Here is a 16078-nt window from a genome sequence, read left to right as displayed (position 1 = left end):
CGTAGCAGTCCGACGCGGGGTATAACTCCTGTGGGCGACGGTACCGTCGTTCCCGGAGCGACGAACACCCCCTGGAGGCCCGTCAGGATCGCCGCTCGTACTCGACGAACGCGAACTCGCCCCGGTCGTCGCGGTCGACCTCGGTCCAGGCGTCCCGATCCCACTCGGGATAGCGCGTGTCGCCCTCGTACGCCGCGCGGATCTCGGTGAGGTACATGCGGTCCGCGCGCGGGAGGAACTGCTCGTACACCGTCGCCCCGCCGACGACGAACACCGCGTCGACCGCACCGTCCCCACCGCCGCCGTCCTCGACGCCGCCCGTGCCGGCGGCGACCTCCTGCGCCGCGTCGAGCGCCTCCTCGACCGATCCGGCGCGGACCGCCCCCTCGGGCAGGGCGAGGTCGCGCGTGCTCAACACCACGTTCGTCCGATCGGGGAGCGGCCCGCCGAGCCGGGCCGCGATGCTCTCGTAGGTCCGCCGTCCCATCACGACGGGGTGGCCGGTCGTGAGCCGCTTGAACCGGCGCAGGTCCTCGGGGTAGTGCCACGGCATGTCGCCGTCCGCGCCGATGACGCCGTTCGCGGCGACCGCGGCCACGAGCGCGATCTCGGGGCGCTCGCTCGCTCGATCCGTTCCCTCGCCGCGGTCGCGCTCGTCCTCGCGACGCTCCCCACCGCTCCGGTCGTCCCGATCACTCCGATCGCCTCGATCGCCCCGGTCGCTCCGATCGCCCCGATCGCTTCCGTCGGATCGGTCGCTCATTCGGCGACCGCGAACCGGATGCCCGGTGCCGAGTCGTAGTTCCGGAGCCGGACGTCGTCGTAGGTGAGTTCGTCGAGGGGCTTGTCGGCGATCTCGACGCGCGGCCGGTCGCGCGGCTCGCGGGAGAGCTGTTCGAGTAGCCCCGGCACGTGATCGTATCCCTCCTCGCCGCCGTCCTCGTCGGGGGCGGCTCCCTCCAGCCACTCGCGCACGTCGAGGTAGTCCTCGCGCGTCTCGACGCTCCCGAGGCGCGCCCGGAGGTCCGCGAGGTGCTCGGCGTACCACTCGCCGCGGGCGTCCGCGCCGCAGTAGACGTGGGCGTCGACGATCGTGTGGGCGAACTCGCCCACCTCGAAGCCCGTCCGCTGTGCGATCGCCTGCGCCAGCAGCGAGTAGGCGGCGAGGTTGAACGGGATCCCGAGCGCGACGTCGCCCGAGCGCTGGGTGAGGTGGAGGTTCAGCCGGTCGCCCTGGACGTTGAAGACGAAGGTGTAGTGACACGGCGGGAGGGTGCTCACGGTCGCGTTCCCGGGGTGCCACGCGTTCACGACGATGCGCCGGGAGTTGGGGTTCTCCCGGAGCGTGTCGAGGACGTACCGGAGCTGATCGAAGGTGCGCTCGTCCTCGTTCACCCAGCGGTGGGCGTCGTCGGGCCACGACTCGCCGTCGAGGCCCGACTCGGGGAGCGGGTAGCGCCGCCAGAACCGCCCGTAGGCGGTGTCGAGCCGCCCCTCCTCGTCGGCCCAGGCGTCCCAGATGCCCGTGTGCTCGCGGAGATTCCGAACGTGCTCCTCGCCCGAGAGGTACCAGAGTAGCTCGTGAACCATCGAGTCCCAGCGGAAGCCGTCGAGCTTCTTCGTCGTCAGGAGCGGGAAGCCCTCCCCGAGGTCCACGCGGTAGTGCTGGCTGAACGACGAGATCGTGTCCACGCCGGTCCGGTTCGGCTTGTGGGTCCCCGTTCGGAGGACCCGTTCGACGAGGTCGAGGTACTGTCTCATGGGGCGCGATCGCTGTCCGTGGTGAGGGGGTGGACGGTATAAGGACTGTCTTTCCGGGGATCGACAGACCGTGCACTGATGTGCACCGCGCGCGTCGTCGCCAGTGAGATGAGCTACCGGACCGCGAGCACCGACGACGTGGACTCGGTCATCGACGAGGAGTGGGGCGGCATGTGGTTCCTGCGCGACGCGCTCGGCTGCGAGGCGGTCGGCGTGACGCTGTTGGAACTCGCCCCCGGCGGGAAGGGGAAGGAACACGATCACGCGGGCGACGACCACGAGGAGGTGTACGTCGTCGTCGAGGGGACGGTCGACGTGGACTGCGACGGCGAGACGGTGACCCTCGGACGGAACGAGGCGATTCGGCTGTCGCCCGATCAGACTCGACAGATCGTCAACCGGGGCGACGAGCGCGCCCGGCTCGTCCTCGTCGGCGCTCCCTGAGCACCTCCCGACAGCATAGTTCTTTCACGCCGCCCGCCCGAGGCGACGGTATGTACCTCGCCGACCGCACGTGGGAGGAACTGGGCGACTACTTCGAGCGCGAGTCGCTGGCGCTCGTTCCCCTCGGCAGCACCGAGCAGCACGGTCCCCACCTCCCGGAGGCGACCGACCACCTCATCGCGGAGGCGCTGGCGCGCGAGGCCGCCGAGCGGACCGGCTACCTCTGCACCCCGACGGTGAACGTCGGCGTCAGCTCCCACCACCGGCAGTTCCACGGCACGATGTGGGTCGATCCGCCCGCCTTCCGCGACTACGTGGCGTCGTTCACGCGCAACCTCGCCTACCACGGGATCGACCGGGTCGTCTACGTGAACGCCCACGGCGGCAACGTCCAGCACCTCCGCGAGGTGGGACAGCGCCTCCACGAGTCGGGCGACGCCTACTGCCTCGAGTGGATGTGGGACGAGTCCATCCCCGACCTCGTGAGCGACCTCTTCGCGTACAACGGCCCGCACGCGGGGCCGAAGGAGACGGCGATGATCATGCACCTCCGCCCCGACCTCGTCCGGGAGGATCGGCTGGAAGCCGCGCGCGACGGCGGCTGGGTGGACTTCACGTACGACGCCGCCTGCGTCAACGGCGCGCGAACCTTCTACGACTGTATCGAGAACGCCGACAACGGCGCGTTCGGCGACCAGACCGACGCCACCGCGGAGAAGGGACGGCGTCTGTTCGAGGCCGCGACGGAGCAGCTGATCGAACTCTGCCAGTGGCTCGCGGCGCGCGAACCCGACGAACTCCTCCCCCGCGAGCACGTCTGAGCCGCCGCCGGACCGATAGCGTCGAACGCGCGCGTGAAGGAACCGAACGACACGCACAAGCGACGGGCCGCCGTAGCCCGCGCCATGATCACGAACCTCGCGCAGGGCCAGCGCGTGTTCACGAGTAACGCCTTCTTGATCGACGGTGACCGGACCGTCGTCGTCGATCCGGGCAACGACTTCGACGCCGTCGCCGCCGTCCGCGAGCGCGTCGACGACCTCGACGCGGTGATCGTCACGCACACACACCCCGACCACGTCGGCAACCTCGACGCCGTGAAGGAGGCGTTCGGCGTCGAGGCGTGGGGGTTCGACGCGAGTCAACCGGGGATCGACCGCGCGATCGAGGACGGCGAGACCGTGCGCATGGGCGATCACGACTACCTCGCGCTCCACACGCCCGGTCACAAGGACGACCACCTCTGCTTCTACGCCCGCGACCCGGGGATCCTCTTCGCGGGGGATCTCGTCTTCGCCAACGGTAGCTTCGGGCGCACCGACCTCGCGGAGGGCGACCGGCGGACGCTCATCGAGAGCATCGACCGGCTGCGCGAGACCGTCGGCGACGACCTCGCCGAGATGCACACCGGCCACGGCCCGAGCGTCACGACGACCCCCGCCCACGACCTCGAGCTGGCGAGCCAGGCCGCCCGGTTCTGAACGTCGCTCCCGAACGCCGACGCCCGCAGATTTATCACGGAAGACGGGACCAGCACTCCCGTGACCTGAGAGCCGCCGCCGACGGCCTCGCGGGAGCGCGACGCACCCGTCGGCGATCACCCGCGCGTCGCCTGTTCGCCATCACGCGGTCCGAACGCAGGCCGTGACCGTCCCGCAGTGTGCGATCGTCCTCACTCCCGAGCGGCCGCCATCAGCGCCTCGTACGCAGGTTCGTAGGCGTCCGCCACCGACGCAGGATCCCCCCGCGCCTCGCTCGCCAGCGCGGGGAGATACGTCTGCGCCCGCGGATCGAGGAGGTCGACGACGTTCCCGACGCGGGTCTCCAGCCGCCCCTCGTAGGCGCTCCCGCTCACGACGGCGCAGGCCTTCGCGTACCGATCGCCGTCGTAGACCCGCGCCCGTCCGGGTTCGACGACGGCGACGGCGTCCGGGACGAACTCCCGGAGGGGGAGCGCGATGTCGGCGTACGACTCGACGACCGCCCGGTCAGCGGCGGCCACGCGCTCGGCGAGCGCGTCGAGCGCCCGGCGGTGCAGGTCGGCCATCACGTCGTCGAACGCGGGGAGCGACTCGACGACCGTCGCCTCCTCGAGCGGCAGCGATTCGCGGACAGACGCCGGAACGTCCGCCGTCCCGTTGACGACGAACGCGTCGGTCCCGTCGATCGTCACCCGGTCGCAGACGAACTCCCGTCGCTCGCGTCCCAGCAACCCCGTCGACGGCCCCGGCGAGGGTCGCCAGAGGCGATGGACTGGGTTGATCCGCTCCTCGATCTCGTCGCCGACGGCCGCGAGCCGTCGGGCGTCCTTCCCGTAGAGGCGTCGCTCGGCGACGGCGCGGCGGTAGTCGTCGTGGTCGAACCAGTAGTCGTTGCCCGCGCGGGGCTTGAACCCCGCCGCGTCGAGGGACGCCGCGAGGCCGGTCGAGAACGTGGTCTTTCCCGCGTCCACTCCGGCGGCCCCGACCACCAGCAGCCTCATGCGAGGCCGTAGTATCCCGGTTCGTCGTCGGCCTCCGGTTCGCCAAAGACGAACGCGTCGGCGTTGACGATCACCCACGGGATGGCCCAGTCGAGCAGCACGTCCTCGGTCTCCGCGTCGAGTTCGCGATCGGCGTCGAGTCCCTGGAGGAGCCGCGCGATCTCGTAGATCGTGTACATCTCGTTCGCGTCCAGCACCTCGTCGGGCGTCCGAAACTCGAGCGGTCGGAGTCGGTCGAAGTCGTCCTTCGGTCGCGGCATGGACGGCGGTACGCGGACCGTACCCGTAAGTCGTCCCATCTCCGACGACGCCCGGCGGACAGTGCGGCCGACGAGCGTCGCCACTGTTCGGCGCGAAAAACGGAGGAAGGTCTACCGACCGGGTCGGCTCACTCGTACGTCGAGACGACTTCCTGGTAGTTCTCGGCGACGTTGTCCCAGTCGACGACGTCGAAGAACGCGGAGACGAAGTCGCCGCGCGACGGACCGTAGTCGTAGTAGTACGAGTGCTCCCAGACGTCGAGCGCCAGGATCGGGTGACTGCCCCAGAGCGCGCCCTGGTCGTGCTTGTCGACGACGAGGTTGCGAAGCTGCTTCGCGACGGGGTCGTAGACCAGCAGCGCCCAGCCGCCCGCGGCGGACGCGGCGGCCTCGAACTCGCCCTTCCAGCCCTCGTAGGAGCCGAAGTCCGCCTCGATGCGGTCGGCGAGGTCGCCGGACGGCTCGCCGCCGCCGTTCGGGGACATGTTCTCCCAGAACAGCGTGTGGAGGTAGTGTCCACAGCCGTTGTGGGTCACGGAGCGCATCGCGCCCCCGGAGGAGCCGAAGTCGCCGCTCTCGCGGTTCTCCGCCAGCGTCTGCTCCGCGCTCTCGAGGCCGTTTACGTAGCCCTGGTGGTGCGTGTCGTGGTGCCACGTGAGCACCTGCTCGGAGATGCTCGGTTCGAGCGCGTCGTAGTCGTACGGGAGCGGCGGCAGTTCGGGATTGGAGTGTTCAGGCATGAGATTCCACCTCGTGAGTGTATTGGTCGCGGGACTGTTAAACGTTGAGGATACCTACGTTAGCACGTGCCGATACGGCGCGGGTCGCAGGGGATCGTCGGGGATCGCACGGGGTCGTCGCGAAGAAAACGGCGATGTTCGAGGGTACGGCCTACATCGAGGACGCGGCGTCGTAGCGCTGGGCCACGTCGTCCCAGTCGACGACGTCCCAGAAGTTGTCGACGTACTCGCCGCGGTCGTTCTCGTACTGGAGGTAGTAGGCGTGTTCCCAGACGTCGAGGACGAGCAGCGGCGTCGTCCCCTGTGGGGTCTGGTTCTGGTGGTTCTCGGCCATCGAGACGATCATCCGGTCGCCGACGTGGTCGTAGAGCAGCATCCCCCACCCGGACCCCTCGACGCCCTTGGCGGTCGCCGAGAAGTCGCCCTTGAACCCGTCGAAGGAGCCGAAGTCCGCCTCGATGGCGTCCGCGAGGTCGCCGCCCGGTTCGCCGCCGCCGTCGGGGGACATGTTCTCCCAGAACACGGAGTGGTTGACGTGCCCGGAGAGGTTGAACGCGAGGTTGCGCTTTACACCCTTCACGTCGCCCCACTCGTCGTTCTCGCGCATCGACTGTAGCTTCTCGAGCGCGCTGTTGGCACCGTCGACGTAGCTCTGGTGGTGCTTGTCGTGGTGCAGTTCCATGATCCGCTGGTCGATACTCGGTTCGAGCGCGTCGTAGTCGTACGGCAGGTCGGGAAGTTCGTACACGGCCATGAGTAACCCCACTAGCCGGTCGACGCCCGGCGGGTTAAACATTTAGCAACGTTAACAGGTTCTGATACGCCCGCCCGTTGTCGGCCGGTCGGTATGGTATCGAAATCTTATGGTTCGGCCCGTCACCCGTCCTCGCCTCGCGCCCGCTCGAACATCGCCAGGGCCCGCTCGCGGCGCTCCCCGTGGTCGACGATCGGCGCGGGGTAGTCCGGGGCGATCGACGCCCGCTCGTCGGCGTCGATTTCGGCCCACGAGTGGATCTCCTCGGGATCGGCGTCCGCCAGTTCCGGGACATACTCGCGGACGTACTCGGCGTCCGGGTCGTAGCGCTCCCCCTGCGTCCAGGGGTTGAAGATCCGGAAGTACGGCTGGGCGTCCGTGCCGGTCGACGCGGCCCACTGCCACCCGCCGTTGTCGTTGGCGGTGTCGTGGTCGACCAGGCGCTCGCGGAACCAGTCGTAGCCCTCACGCCAGTCGGCGAGCAGGTCCTTCGTGAGGAAGGAGGCGACGATCATCCGAACGCGGTTGTGCACGTACCCCTCCTCGCGCAGTTGGCGCATCCCGGCGTCGACGATGGGGTAGCCCGTCCGACCGTCCTTCCACGCGCGGCGTTCCTCCTCGTCGTCACGCCACTCGATCTCGCTCTCGTAGTCGCGGTAGTTCTCGGTCACCACGTCGGGGGCGAAGTAGAGGACGTGCGCGTAGAACTCCCGCCAGGCGAGCTGTCCCCGGAACGCCTCGACGCTCTCGCGCTCCGCGTCGCTCTCCGCGCGATCCATCGCGTCCTCGGTCGCGGCGTACGCCGAGCGGATCCCGATCGTCCCCCACTTCAGGTGCGCCGACAGCCGCGAGGTGCACCCGTCGGCGGGGTAGTCCCGGCGCTCGGCGTACTCGTAGATGGGGCCGTCGCAGAACGCGTCGAGGCGCTCGCGGGCGGCGTCCGTCCCGGCGGGTTCGACGTCCGCCTCCGGATCGTCGAACCCGAGGTCGGCGAGCGACGGCAACGGGTCGCCGCGAGCGACGACGAGCGCGTCCCCGTCGGGAGCGTCGTACGGGGCCTCCTTCTCCCGGTCGCGCCACTTCTTCCAGAAGTAGGAGTACACCGAGTAGGGATCGCCGTCGTTCGTCGTGATGCTCCCCGGTTCGTGGAGAACGGCGTCGTGAAACCGGTCGTGGATTAGGCCCGCCGCGTCGAGCGCCCCGGCGACCCGCTCGTCGCGGCGCTGTGCGAGCCCCGAGTAGTCGCGGTTCCAGTGGACGCCGTCGGCGTCGTGCGCCTCGGCCATCTCGACGAGCGCGTCCGCCGGATCGCCGCGCGCGACGAGGAGTTCCCCGCCGCGATCGCGATACCACCGCCGCAGCTCGTCGAGCGCGTCGAGCATGAACGCGACGCGCGGCGGCGAGGCGTGAGCGAGCACGCCGTCGTCGAAGACGAAGACCGGGAGGACGGCGTCCGCGGCGGCCCGGGCGAGCGCGACGTTGTCGGTCGCCCGCAGGTCGCGCCGGTGCCAGTGCAGCAACATGTGCCGAGAGAGGGATCGAACCGCCGTATAGGTCGGGGTCGCGGCTCGCGGACGTCAGCGTCGCGGCGGGTAGCGTCGCGTACCGCGGACCCGATCCGAGCGACGGCGACCGGACCACGTCACTTATCCCGGCGTACGTGGCAGGCAGGGACATGCACGGACAGTTCGACCTCACGGGGCGGACCGCGGTCGTGACCGGCGGGAGCAGGGGCATCGGGCGGGCCATCGCGGAGGGACTGGCGTCGGCGGGCGCGACGGTCGTCCCGACCGCGCGCAGCGAGGACGACCTCGCCGCGGTCGTCGAGGGCATCGAAGCCGAGGGCGGGGACGCCCTCGCCGTCTCGACCGACGTGACCGACCCCGACAGCGTCGACGCGCTGTTCGAGCGCGTCGGGGAGGCGTTCGGCGGCGCGGACGTCGTGGTGAACAACGCGGGCGTCAACCCCGCCGCGGCGCTCGGGACGCCCGAGCGGGTGGACGCCGAGGGGTTCGACCTCGTCACGGACGTGAACCTCCGGGGGGCGTTCCTCTGCGCCCGCGCGGCCGCCGAGCACCTGCACGAGCGGGGCGGGTCGGTGATCAACGTGGCGAGCGTCGGCGGCCTCGTCGGGCTCCCCCGCCAGCATCCGTACGTCGCCTCGAAGCACGGACTCGTCGGCCTGACGAAGAGCCTCGCGCTCGACTGGGCCCCCGACGTCCGCGTCAACTGCATCGCGCCGGGGTACGTCGCGACCGACCTCACGGACGAACTGCGGGCGAACGAGGACCTGCGCGCGTCGATCGTCGAGCGCACGCCGCTCGACCGCTTCGCCGACCCCGAGGAGATCGCGGGCCCCGCGGTCTTCCTCGCGAGCGACGCCGCGAGCTACGTCACCGGGGCAATTCTTGCCGTCGACGGCGGGTGGACGGCCCGTTGAGTCGGGTACCGGGACCATACTCGCGGCAACGACCCTCTAGATTTAAGGCCGTGGTATAGCAACCCATGATGACGCATGGTTACGGATGGAAACCGTTCCGGCGACTCGCCGAACAATGGTAAGAAATCACTGACAGTACCGACCGATGGTAGTCGAGTCGGGAGGCGACAGTTCCTTCGGGCGGCCGGCGCGGGGACCGTCGCGGTCGGCTTCGCCGGCTGTGTGAGCGTGAGCAACGATAGCGACGAGGGGGGAGACGGCGGCGGCAACGGTTCCGGTGGCAACGGTTCCGGCGGTGGCGGCGGCGGTGACCTCCCCGAGACGATCAAGATCGGCGTCCTGGCTCCCGAACCGGCGAAGAACCCGATCGGCGGCTCGATCGCCAACGCGGCGAAGCTGGCGGCGACGCAGCTGAACGAGGAGGGCTTCATCGAGGGGACGACGTTCGAGGTCGTCGTCGAGGACACGAAGGAGAACCCCGGGACCGGGCGCACGAAGTACCGCGAGCTGACGCAGGGGGAGGGCGTGCACGTGACCACCGGCGTGTTCACGAGCGAGGTGCTGCTCGCCATCCTCGACGACATCGCCAGCCAGGGGACCGTCCACATGACGACCGGCGCGGCGACGCCCGAGGCGAGCAAGCGAGTTCACGAGGACTACGAGAACTACAAGTACCACTTCCGGACGGGTCCGCTCAACGCCTACCAGCTGGGCGTCAACATGGTCGACTTCCTCGGGGCGAAGAAGAGCGACCTGGGCTGGGAGTCGGTCGCGGTGCTGGTCGAGGACTACGAGTGGACGGGTCCCGTCCAGGACGCCCTCGACAAGAAGCTCGCCGAGACGGGCGTCGAGATCGTGATGAAACAGCGCTACGCCGCGGGGACGAAGAACTTCTCGCCGATCTACGACGACGTGGAGAGTTCCGGCGCGGACGCGGCGTTCATCGCGATGGCCCACACGGGCACGCCGGCGGTCGTCCAGTGGGCGAAACAGCAGCGCCCGTTCGAGTTCGGCGGCATCCACGTCCCGATGCAGCTCCCCTCCTACTACGAGGCGGTCAGCGGGGCGTGCAACTACGGCGTCACGCAGAACTCCGCGACCCCTCAGAGCGAGGTGACGGAGAAGACGGTCCCGTTCTCGAACGCGTACAACGAGGCGTTCGGGAGCTACCCGGTCTACACCGGCTACATCACCTTCGACGCGGTCAAGCAGTACGCGCAGGTCGTCAAGGAGGCCGGCAGCGTCGCGTCCGACGCGGTCGTCTCGGGGCTGGAGGGGAGTTCCTACCTCGGCACGGCGGGCACCATCTCGTACTACCCAAAGGACAACGAGTTCGCCCACGACGTGATCTACGACGAGGAGAAGGTCTATCCCGTCTACCAGCAGTGGCAGGACGGCAAGCAGGAGGTCATCTTCCCCGACGGCCTGGCGACGGCCGAGTACAAGAAACCGTCGTGGATCTGACCCATGTCCGCACTCGCAGAGGTCGTGGTCGGAGCCACCACCATCAGCGCGCTGTACGCGCTGGTGGCCATCGGCTTCACCCTCATCTTCGGCGTCGGCGGCGTGCTCAACCTGGCCCACGGCGCGAGCATCGCGATCGGCGCGTACACGGCCTACTACGTGACCCGCGTCTACGGGCTCGACATCTGGCTCGGGATCCTCGCGGCGCTCGCCGTCGCGAGCCTGTTCGGCGCGGTCCTCTACCTCGGGCTGGTCAAACGGATCCAGGACGAACCGATCATGGTGATGATCACCACCCTCGTCACCGCCGTCGCCATCGAGCAGGTGTTCCTCGTCGTCTTCGGCACGCAGCCGAAGACGATCCCGTCGCTCCTGGCCGGGAACGTCGGCGTCGCCGGCGTCAACGTCCAGTTGAACATGGTCGTCGTGTTCGTCCTGTCGTGGCTCGTCATCGGCGGGCTGTTCGCGTTCGTCAACTACACGAAGCCGGGCAAGGCGCTGCTCGCGACGAGCATGACCCACAAGGGCGCGGCGCTCGTCGGCATCGAGGCGGACCGCATCAACCTCGTGACCTGGGTGCTCGCGGGGGGCATCGCCGGCGTCGCGGGCGTGTTCCTCGGGTCGTTCCAGACGGCCTACCCGACCATGGGGCAGACGCCGCTGGTGCTGTCGTTCACCATCGTCGTGCTCGGCGGCATCGGGTCGATCAAGGGAAGCGTGCTCGGGGCGTACCTCATCGGCTTCCTCGAGGTGGCGACCGTCGAGTTCATCGACGCGAGCCTCACCGGGCTGACGCCGCTGATCGTGCTGGTGCTGGTACTGCTCGCGAAACCGGAGGGCCTGTTCGGCCGGGAACTGGTGGAAGCGTGATCCCGAACGCACACGCCGTCGATCCGGAGGGGGGAAGATGAGCGGCGACACCGTCTCGGGCGGGCTGTTCGAGCGGCTCAACTCGTCGGGCCTCTCGCTGCGCTACGTCATCGGGCTGCTCGGGCTCGTCTTCCTCGCAGTACTGCCGCTCCTGTCCGAACTGGAACTCGGGATCGGCGTTCCGGGTCTCTTCGTCCTGGTCGTCGACAACCTGCTCCTGCTCAAGATCATGGCGGCGCTCTACTTCGGGATGTTCGCGATGAGCTGGGACGCCGTCTCCGGCTACACCGGACAGATCTCGTTCGGTCACGGCGTGTTCTTCGCCGTCGGCGGCTACACGTCCGCGCTGTTGAACATCGAGTTCGGGATCGACCCGCTGCTGTCGATCCCCGTCGGCGTCCTGCTGTCGGCGATCGCGGGGATCGTCATCGGCGTCCCGGCGCTGCGCCTGCGCGGGCCGTACCTCTCGCTCGTGACGCTCGTCGCGCCGCTCATCCTGCTCCAGATCTTCATCTGGCGGAGCGACGTCTTCGGCGGCGAGCGCGGCCTCATCGGGCAGGACAACTTCCTCGGCTTCAGCGGTGCCGACGCGACGATGCCGTACTACGTCGCGCTCGCGCTGTTCGTGTTCATCTTCGCGGTGCTGTTCGTGGTGACGCGCTCCGACGCCGGGAAGGTGTTCACCGCCATCCGCGAGGACGAGGATGCCGTCGCCGCCGCCGGTCTGAACCCGGCGAAGTTCAAGATCTTCGCGTTCGTGCTGAGCGCCGCCGTCGGCGGTCTCGCGGGCGCGATGTTCGTCCACTCGCCGGTCGGCGGTCCGCGCCCCTCGGAGCTGATGAGCGTCATGATCAACGTCGAGGTCATCATCGCCGCCATCCTCGGCGGGATGGGGACCATCGTCGGCGCGGCCGTCGGCGGGATCTTCCTCTCCCTGTTGCAGGACGCGCTGAGCAACATCGGCGACACCGTCGCCGTCCCCATCCCCCTCACCGACCTGTCGCTCGTGTTCTCGCTCCCCGTCCCCGTCCACCAGATCGACTTCCTCCTGTTCGCCGTCATCACGCTCGTCCTCCTGCTCGCGCTCCCGGGCGGCATCGTCCGCGCGGGCGTCCGGTGGGGCCGACGGGTGCTCAGACGGCGCTCCGACCGGGACGAGACCGTCGCCACGGACGGTGGGATCGACGCACCCGAACGGCGGGCGTACCGAACGTTCGCGGACGAACTCCGGGGTGAGGACGATGAGCACTGATTCCGGAGCCGCCGGGGGCGCAGGGGCCGAATCGCCGCCGGAGACGTACGGCCCGGACGACGGGATCCTCGTCGTGCGGGACCTCACGAAGCGCTTCGGCGGGCTCACCGCGGTCGACGAGTTCTCGTTCGCCGTCGAGGAGCGGGAGATCCTCGGGTTCATCGGGCCGAACGGGGCGGGTAAGTCCACCACGTTCAACTGCGTCACCGGCACGTTCCCGCCCACGTCCGGCACCGTCTGGTACCGGGGCGAGGACGTGACCGGCGAGCCGGCCTACGAGATGGTCAAGCGGGGGCTGGCGCGGACGTTCCAGTCGTTCCGGCCGCTGCACGACCGTCCGGTGGTCGACAACGTCGCGCTCGCGCTCGTCCCCGACCGGCTGTTCTCGCTGTCGGGGCTGCGCGGCGGGACCCGCGAGCGAGCCGCGCAGCTGTGCGAGCGGGTCGGCCTCGGCGACCGCCTCCACCAGATGCCGGACGAACTCCCGCACGCCGGACTCCTCCGGCTGGAACTCGCCCGGGCGCTCGCGACCGACCCCAGCCTCCTGCTGGTGGACGAACCGTTCGCCGGCCTCGCCGGGTCGGAGGTCGAGAGCATCTCACGGCTCCTGCGCGAACTGCGGGAGGAGGGGCTGACGCTCGTGGTCGTCGACCACAACATGCGCGGGCTGCTCTCGCTCATCGACCGTGCGGTCGTCATCCGCTTCGGCTCGAAGCTCGCGGAGGGCACCCCGGAGGAGATCACGAACGATCCGACGGTCCAGCGGGCCTACCTCGGAGGTGAGGTATGACGTTCCCGACTCGACTGCCGGGGCTGCTCGCCTCGGCGGCGGACGGCACGGACGACGCATCGGGGGACGCGTCGGGCGACGCGTCCCCCCCGGTCGGGACCGGGGAGGCGCTGCTCTCGGTGGCCGACTGCTCGGTCTCCTACGGGAAGGTGAGCGCGCTGCGGGACGTCGACCTCCGGGTCGACCGCGGCGAGTTCGTCGCGGTCATCGGCCCCAACGGGGCCGGGAAGTCCACGCTCGCCAACACGGTGTCGGGCTTTCTCCCCTACGAGGGGTCGGTCGCCTACGCCGGGCGGGAGGTGCGCGACAGCCGACCCCGCGACCTCGTGCAGGACGGCCTCATCCACTGCACGGAGAAGCGCGACCTGTTCGGCTTCATGAGCGTCGAGGACAACCTCGAACTCGGCGCGTACCGCCACGGCGAGGACGCAGACGAGCGCCTCGCGTTCGTCTACGACCTCTTTCCCGCGCTGGCAGAGCGCACCGAACAAGAGGCGAACACGATGAGCGGGGGCGAACAGCAGATGCTCGCCATCGGCCGGGCGCTGATGGGCGACCCCGACCTCCTCGTGCTCGACGAACCGACGCTCGGGCTCGCCCCCGTCATCCTCCAGGACATCAGCGACGGCATCGAGCGCATCCGCGAGGAGGGCGTCACGGTCCTCCTCTGCGAGCAGAACGTGACGTTCGCGCTGAAACACGCCGACCGGATCTACCTGCTCGAGAACGGCGAGGTGGTCCGCGAGGGGACGCCCGACACCCTCCGCGGCGACGAGCACATCCGCGAGTCGTACCTCGGTGGATAATTCGGGCGATTTCGAGCGTTTCCGCTCGTGTCCGAGCGTACGTCGGAGCGCCCACCCCCAGCATTCGTTCGCCGCGTGGGGCGCTGACGCCGGATTCGTCGTCGAGAACCACTCGTACGACTACTCGTTCGGCGAGGAGTCGCCGCTGGCCCGCGTCTACGATCTCGACGGGGACGTGTCGTTCCTCGGGACGTCACATGCCACAAATACCTCCCTCCACCTGGCCGAGTACCGGGCCGACCTCGACCTCGGCACGGAGACCCGCGCGGGCGCGGTGCTTGTCGACGGAGAACGAGCGTGGGTGCGATGGGAGGAACTCGATTTCGACGACGGAGACTTTCCGGATTGCGGTGCCGCGTACGAGCGGGCGTATCCGGACGCCTTCGAGACGGGCGGCGTCGGTGTCGCCGACGCGAAGCTCTTACCCCAGCGGTCGCTCGTGGACTTCGCGGTCGAGTGGCTCGAGTCGAACCGAGCGTGAACGCCCTCCCAACTCCTACGGACCTCTCCCCGCCTCCGATCGAACCCGTCGAGCGGTGACACTACGAGCGAGTGGAGTAGACGCCGGTGGCGGACAGGCGACGCCGCGGCGGGGACGACTTCGCGGGGCGTGGCGTCGCGCAACCGCGAGCACCCCGCGACGAACGTTACGTCACACGGACGCTGGTCCCGCTCTCCGTTATAAAGGTACGGGCCGAGAAACCGAGCCGACCGACCGATCGACCGAACGCCGGCGCTCCACCCGCGAGGAGCGCGGGGCGCTCCGAATCCCGCGGCCCACACGAACGACCGGCTCTACCGGCCGTGAGTGAGGGCCGGGAGGCCCGAACGAGCGGGCCGACGTTCACGGGAGTTACACCCTCGTGAGCCAACCGGAACGCGGTGCGTTCCGGTGACGAACCCTCGAAGGAGCGAAGCGACTGAGAGGGTGAGGGGGGTTTTGCTCCTCCCAGACCCGCGGGCGGTTCTGGAAGCCTGCGAGACGCTTCGCGTCTCGCAGTGCAGCTTTTACCAGGGTACCCGGAGCGACACGCTTCGCGGTCGCTCCCGAGGCGACCGCAGTAAAAGGTGGGTGTCGATGAATGGACGGACGCCCGGGGTTGCCCGGCGTTCCGGTACGGGGAATCCCGCGCACCTTCTCCACCCCGCGACCCGTCGAGCGACAGGTGTCCGCGGGTCCGCTGCTCGCTTCCGCGCCTGGCGGGCTGTCCACGGTTAACCACGACGAAGCGCCCCTGCAGGCGCTCCGCCGTGGACCGCTGCCCCCGACGGACGAGGCTTCTGCGTCGGCTTGCGGGGCCCGTACCGGTCTGACCGGACGCGCCCGGGGTTCGGCCCCCGCTGAAGACCGTAGTGCGGGTTGTGAGCAGGGCCTAACTGCCCGACCTAGTCCAGTAACATCGTAGCCGGTTGCGGCATAAACGCCTTTCGGTACGTCGATTTCGCCGTTCGCGTTCGGTTCGTCGCCGGTTCGTCACTAGTTCGTCACCGGTTCGTCGATCCCCCATCGTTCGCCCAGTGTTCGTCCAGTTCGTCGGTCAGATCAGTCGGAGCGTGCGGGCGTACCAGAGCGCGCTCGCCGGGACGAGCGCCGCGACGACGACGAGCAGGTAACGGTGATACTGGATCGTCGTGTCCCGGGTCAGCGAGAGGACGAGGTCGGTCGGGACCGTGAGCGCCCACAGCAGGCAGAACAGGAGGATGAACAGACCGAAGACGAGCGCCGCACCCGCCGCGAGTGCCGGGTCGGAGCGGTCCTGCCTGCCCGCGGCGAAGACGATGACGCAGACGAGGGCGAACAGCCCGGCGAACTGTGGGTCGAGCACGCCCTCGGCGTAGTACGCCCCGACGGCGCGGGCGCTGTCGACGAGGAGGTAGGGCAGAGCGAGGACGACCACGACGGCGAGACACGCGGTGATTCCGACTGCGGGGGCGAGGCGGGCGTCGTCCATACCGGAGGAGCGACCGCCAGGGGCTTAACCGCCACGACCCGCGACACGTCCGAGCGAGAGACT

18 protein-coding genes and 1 other RNA gene are annotated in these 16078 nt (G+C 69.3%); 10 read left to right on the top strand and 9 right to left on the bottom strand.

Annotated features, from left to right (window positions below; genetic code table 11):
• Positions 1 to 82: 82 nt before the first annotated feature.
• The gene (locus tag NKI68_RS13405) at positions 83 to 763 is read right to left on the bottom strand and encodes a dihydrofolate reductase (RefSeq protein WP_368410835.1); all 681 of its coding nucleotides are present in this window, start codon (positions 761 to 763) and stop codon (positions 83 to 85) included.
• Positions 760 to 1761, bottom strand: a complete 1002-nt coding sequence (gene thyA, locus NKI68_RS13400; RefSeq protein ID WP_254543606.1) for a thymidylate synthase — start codon at positions 1759 to 1761, stop codon at positions 760 to 762. The genes NKI68_RS13405 and thyA overlap by 4 nt, the downstream gene beginning before the upstream one ends.
• 108 nt (positions 1762 to 1869) lie before the next feature.
• On the opposite strand from thyA, the gene NKI68_RS13395 reads away from it, so the two are divergent.
• The 3 genes from NKI68_RS13395 to NKI68_RS13385 all read left to right on the top strand — a co-directional run bounded on the left by NKI68_RS13395 (position 1870) and on the right by NKI68_RS13385 (position 3686).
• Positions 1870 to 2205 (top strand): cupin domain-containing protein, encoded by a 336-nt coding sequence (locus tag NKI68_RS13395; protein ID WP_368410950.1) that lies wholly within the window; start codon positions 1870 to 1872, stop codon positions 2203 to 2205.
• A gap of 50 nt (positions 2206 to 2255) precedes the next feature.
• Complete coding sequence (locus NKI68_RS13390; RefSeq protein WP_254543604.1) at positions 2256 to 3026, top strand: creatininase family protein; 771 nt, start codon at positions 2256 to 2258, stop codon at positions 3024 to 3026.
• Positions 3027 to 3110: 84 nt separating this feature from the next.
• Positions 3111 to 3686, top strand: coding sequence for an MBL fold metallo-hydrolase (locus NKI68_RS13385; RefSeq protein WP_254543603.1), 576 nt, complete (start codon positions 3111 to 3113; stop codon positions 3684 to 3686).
• A gap of 191 nt (positions 3687 to 3877) precedes the next feature.
• Here NKI68_RS13385 and NKI68_RS13380 read toward each other — a convergent pair whose 3' ends face one another.
• From NKI68_RS13380 to NKI68_RS13360, 5 genes are all read right to left on the bottom strand, one after another.
• The gene (locus NKI68_RS13380) at positions 3878 to 4687 is read right to left on the bottom strand and encodes an ATPase (protein ID WP_254543602.1); all 810 of its coding nucleotides are present in this window, start codon (positions 4685 to 4687) and stop codon (positions 3878 to 3880) included.
• The gene (locus NKI68_RS13375) at positions 4684 to 4947 is read right to left on the bottom strand and encodes a DUF5827 family protein (protein ID WP_254543601.1); all 264 of its coding nucleotides are present in this window, start codon (positions 4945 to 4947) and stop codon (positions 4684 to 4686) included. The genes NKI68_RS13380 and NKI68_RS13375 overlap by 4 nt, the downstream gene beginning before the upstream one ends.
• Before the next feature lie 128 nt (positions 4948 to 5075).
• Entirely contained in the window at positions 5076 to 5687 is a 612-nt protein-coding gene (gene sod / locus NKI68_RS13370) for a superoxide dismutase [Mn] (RefSeq protein WP_254543600.1), read from the bottom strand.
• Between the two features lie 151 nt (positions 5688 to 5838).
• The gene (locus tag NKI68_RS13365) at positions 5839 to 6441 is read right to left on the bottom strand and encodes a superoxide dismutase (RefSeq protein WP_254543599.1); all 603 of its coding nucleotides are present in this window, start codon (positions 6439 to 6441) and stop codon (positions 5839 to 5841) included.
• 122 nt (positions 6442 to 6563) lie between these two features.
• Complete coding sequence (locus tag NKI68_RS13360) at positions 6564 to 7964, bottom strand: cryptochrome/photolyase family protein (protein ID WP_254543598.1); 1401 nt, start codon at positions 7962 to 7964, stop codon at positions 6564 to 6566.
• 152 nt (positions 7965 to 8116) lie between these two features.
• Between NKI68_RS13360 and NKI68_RS13355 the strand changes: the two genes are divergently transcribed.
• The 7 genes from NKI68_RS13355 to NKI68_RS13325 all read left to right on the top strand — a co-directional run bounded on the left by NKI68_RS13355 (position 8117) and on the right by NKI68_RS13325 (position 14544).
• A complete protein-coding gene (locus NKI68_RS13355) occupies positions 8117 to 8881 on the top strand; it encodes an SDR family NAD(P)-dependent oxidoreductase (RefSeq protein WP_254543597.1) in 765 nt (254 codons plus the stop codon).
• A 75-nt stretch (positions 8882 to 8956) separates the two neighbouring features.
• Positions 8957 to 10345, top strand: a complete 1389-nt coding sequence (locus NKI68_RS13350; protein WP_438267777.1) for an ABC transporter substrate-binding protein — start codon at positions 8957 to 8959, stop codon at positions 10343 to 10345.
• Positions 10346 to 10348: 3 nt separating this feature from the next.
• Entirely contained in the window at positions 10349 to 11215 is an 867-nt protein-coding gene (locus tag NKI68_RS13345) for a branched-chain amino acid ABC transporter permease (RefSeq protein ID WP_254543595.1), read from the top strand.
• A 37-nt stretch (positions 11216 to 11252) separates the two neighbouring features.
• Positions 11253 to 12467, top strand: a complete 1215-nt coding sequence (locus tag NKI68_RS13340) for a branched-chain amino acid ABC transporter permease (protein WP_254543594.1) — start codon at positions 11253 to 11255, stop codon at positions 12465 to 12467.
• Entirely contained in the window at positions 12457 to 13257 is an 801-nt protein-coding gene (locus tag NKI68_RS13335; RefSeq protein ID WP_254543593.1) for an ABC transporter ATP-binding protein, read from the top strand. The genes NKI68_RS13340 and NKI68_RS13335 overlap by 11 nt, the downstream gene beginning before the upstream one ends.
• On the top strand, positions 13254 to 14063 hold the full coding sequence (locus tag NKI68_RS13330; protein WP_254543592.1) for an ABC transporter ATP-binding protein: 810 nt from the start codon (positions 13254 to 13256) through the stop codon (positions 14061 to 14063). Before NKI68_RS13335 ends, NKI68_RS13330 begins: the two co-directional genes overlap by 4 nt.
• A complete protein-coding gene (locus tag NKI68_RS13325) occupies positions 14056 to 14544 on the top strand; it encodes an AAC(3) family N-acetyltransferase (protein WP_254543591.1) in 489 nt (162 codons plus the stop codon). The genes NKI68_RS13330 and NKI68_RS13325 overlap by 8 nt, the downstream gene beginning before the upstream one ends.
• Positions 14545 to 15143: 599 nt before the next feature.
• On the opposite strand, the gene ffs is transcribed toward NKI68_RS13325, so the two are convergent.
• Positions 15144 to 15460, bottom strand: an RNA gene (gene ffs / locus NKI68_RS13320) — signal recognition particle sRNA.
• Positions 15461 to 15601: 141 nt separating this feature from the next.
• The gene (locus tag NKI68_RS13315) at positions 15602 to 16015 is read right to left on the bottom strand and encodes a DUF7548 family protein (RefSeq protein WP_254543590.1); all 414 of its coding nucleotides are present in this window, start codon (positions 16013 to 16015) and stop codon (positions 15602 to 15604) included.
• Between the last annotated feature and the right edge of the window lie 63 nt (positions 16016 to 16078).

The organism is Halomarina pelagica (assembly GCF_024228315.1).
GTDB lineage: Archaea > Halobacteriota > Halobacteria > Halobacteriales > Haloarculaceae > Halomarina > Halomarina pelagica.
The sequence above is the reverse complement of the archived record's forward strand: the minus strand, read 5'-3'. Positions and strand labels throughout refer to the sequence as shown.

What these genes read in the sequence shown, in the direction of transcription:
- NKI68_RS13350 (WP_438267777.1), top strand. Translation starts at nt 8,957, where the DNA reads ATGGTTACGGATGGAAACCGTTCCGGCGACTCGCCGAACAATGGTAAG.
- NKI68_RS13330 (WP_254543592.1), top strand. Translation starts at nt 13,254, where the DNA reads ATGACGTTCCCGACTCGACTGCCGGGGCTGCTCGCCTCGGCGGCGGAC.
- NKI68_RS13375 (WP_254543601.1), bottom strand. Translation starts at nt 4,947, where the DNA reads ATGCCGCGACCGAAGGACGACTTCGACCGACTCCGACCGCTCGAGTTT.
- NKI68_RS13380 (WP_254543602.1), bottom strand. Translation starts at nt 4,687, where the DNA reads ATGAGGCTGCTGGTGGTCGGGGCCGCCGGAGTGGACGCGGGAAAGACC.
- NKI68_RS13365 (WP_254543599.1), bottom strand. Translation starts at nt 6,441, where the DNA reads ATGGCCGTGTACGAACTTCCCGACCTGCCGTACGACTACGACGCGCTC.
- NKI68_RS13340 (WP_254543594.1), top strand. Translation starts at nt 11,253, where the DNA reads ATGAGCGGCGACACCGTCTCGGGCGGGCTGTTCGAGCGGCTCAACTCG.
- NKI68_RS13345 (WP_254543595.1), top strand. Translation starts at nt 10,349, where the DNA reads ATGTCCGCACTCGCAGAGGTCGTGGTCGGAGCCACCACCATCAGCGCG.
- NKI68_RS13335 (WP_254543593.1), top strand. Translation starts at nt 12,457, where the DNA reads ATGAGCACTGATTCCGGAGCCGCCGGGGGCGCAGGGGCCGAATCGCCG.
- NKI68_RS13355 (WP_254543597.1), top strand. Translation starts at nt 8,117, where the DNA reads ATGCACGGACAGTTCGACCTCACGGGGCGGACCGCGGTCGTGACCGGC.
- NKI68_RS13315 (WP_254543590.1), bottom strand. Translation starts at nt 16,015, where the DNA reads ATGGACGACGCCCGCCTCGCCCCCGCAGTCGGAATCACCGCGTGTCTC.
- NKI68_RS13385 (WP_254543603.1), top strand. Translation starts at nt 3,111, where the DNA reads ATGATCACGAACCTCGCGCAGGGCCAGCGCGTGTTCACGAGTAACGCC.
- thyA (WP_254543606.1), bottom strand. Translation starts at nt 1,761, where the DNA reads ATGAGACAGTACCTCGACCTCGTCGAACGGGTCCTCCGAACGGGGACC.
- NKI68_RS13360 (WP_254543598.1), bottom strand. Translation starts at nt 7,964, where the DNA reads ATGTTGCTGCACTGGCACCGGCGCGACCTGCGGGCGACCGACAACGTC.
- NKI68_RS13390 (WP_254543604.1), top strand. Translation starts at nt 2,256, where the DNA reads ATGTACCTCGCCGACCGCACGTGGGAGGAACTGGGCGACTACTTCGAG.
- NKI68_RS13395 (WP_368410950.1), top strand. Translation starts at nt 1,870, where the DNA reads ATGAGCTACCGGACCGCGAGCACCGACGACGTGGACTCGGTCATCGAC.
- sod (WP_254543600.1), bottom strand. Translation starts at nt 5,687, where the DNA reads ATGCCTGAACACTCCAATCCCGAACTGCCGCCGCTCCCGTACGACTAC.
- NKI68_RS13405 (WP_368410835.1), bottom strand. Translation starts at nt 763, where the DNA reads ATGAGCGACCGATCCGACGGAAGCGATCGGGGCGATCGGAGCGACCGG.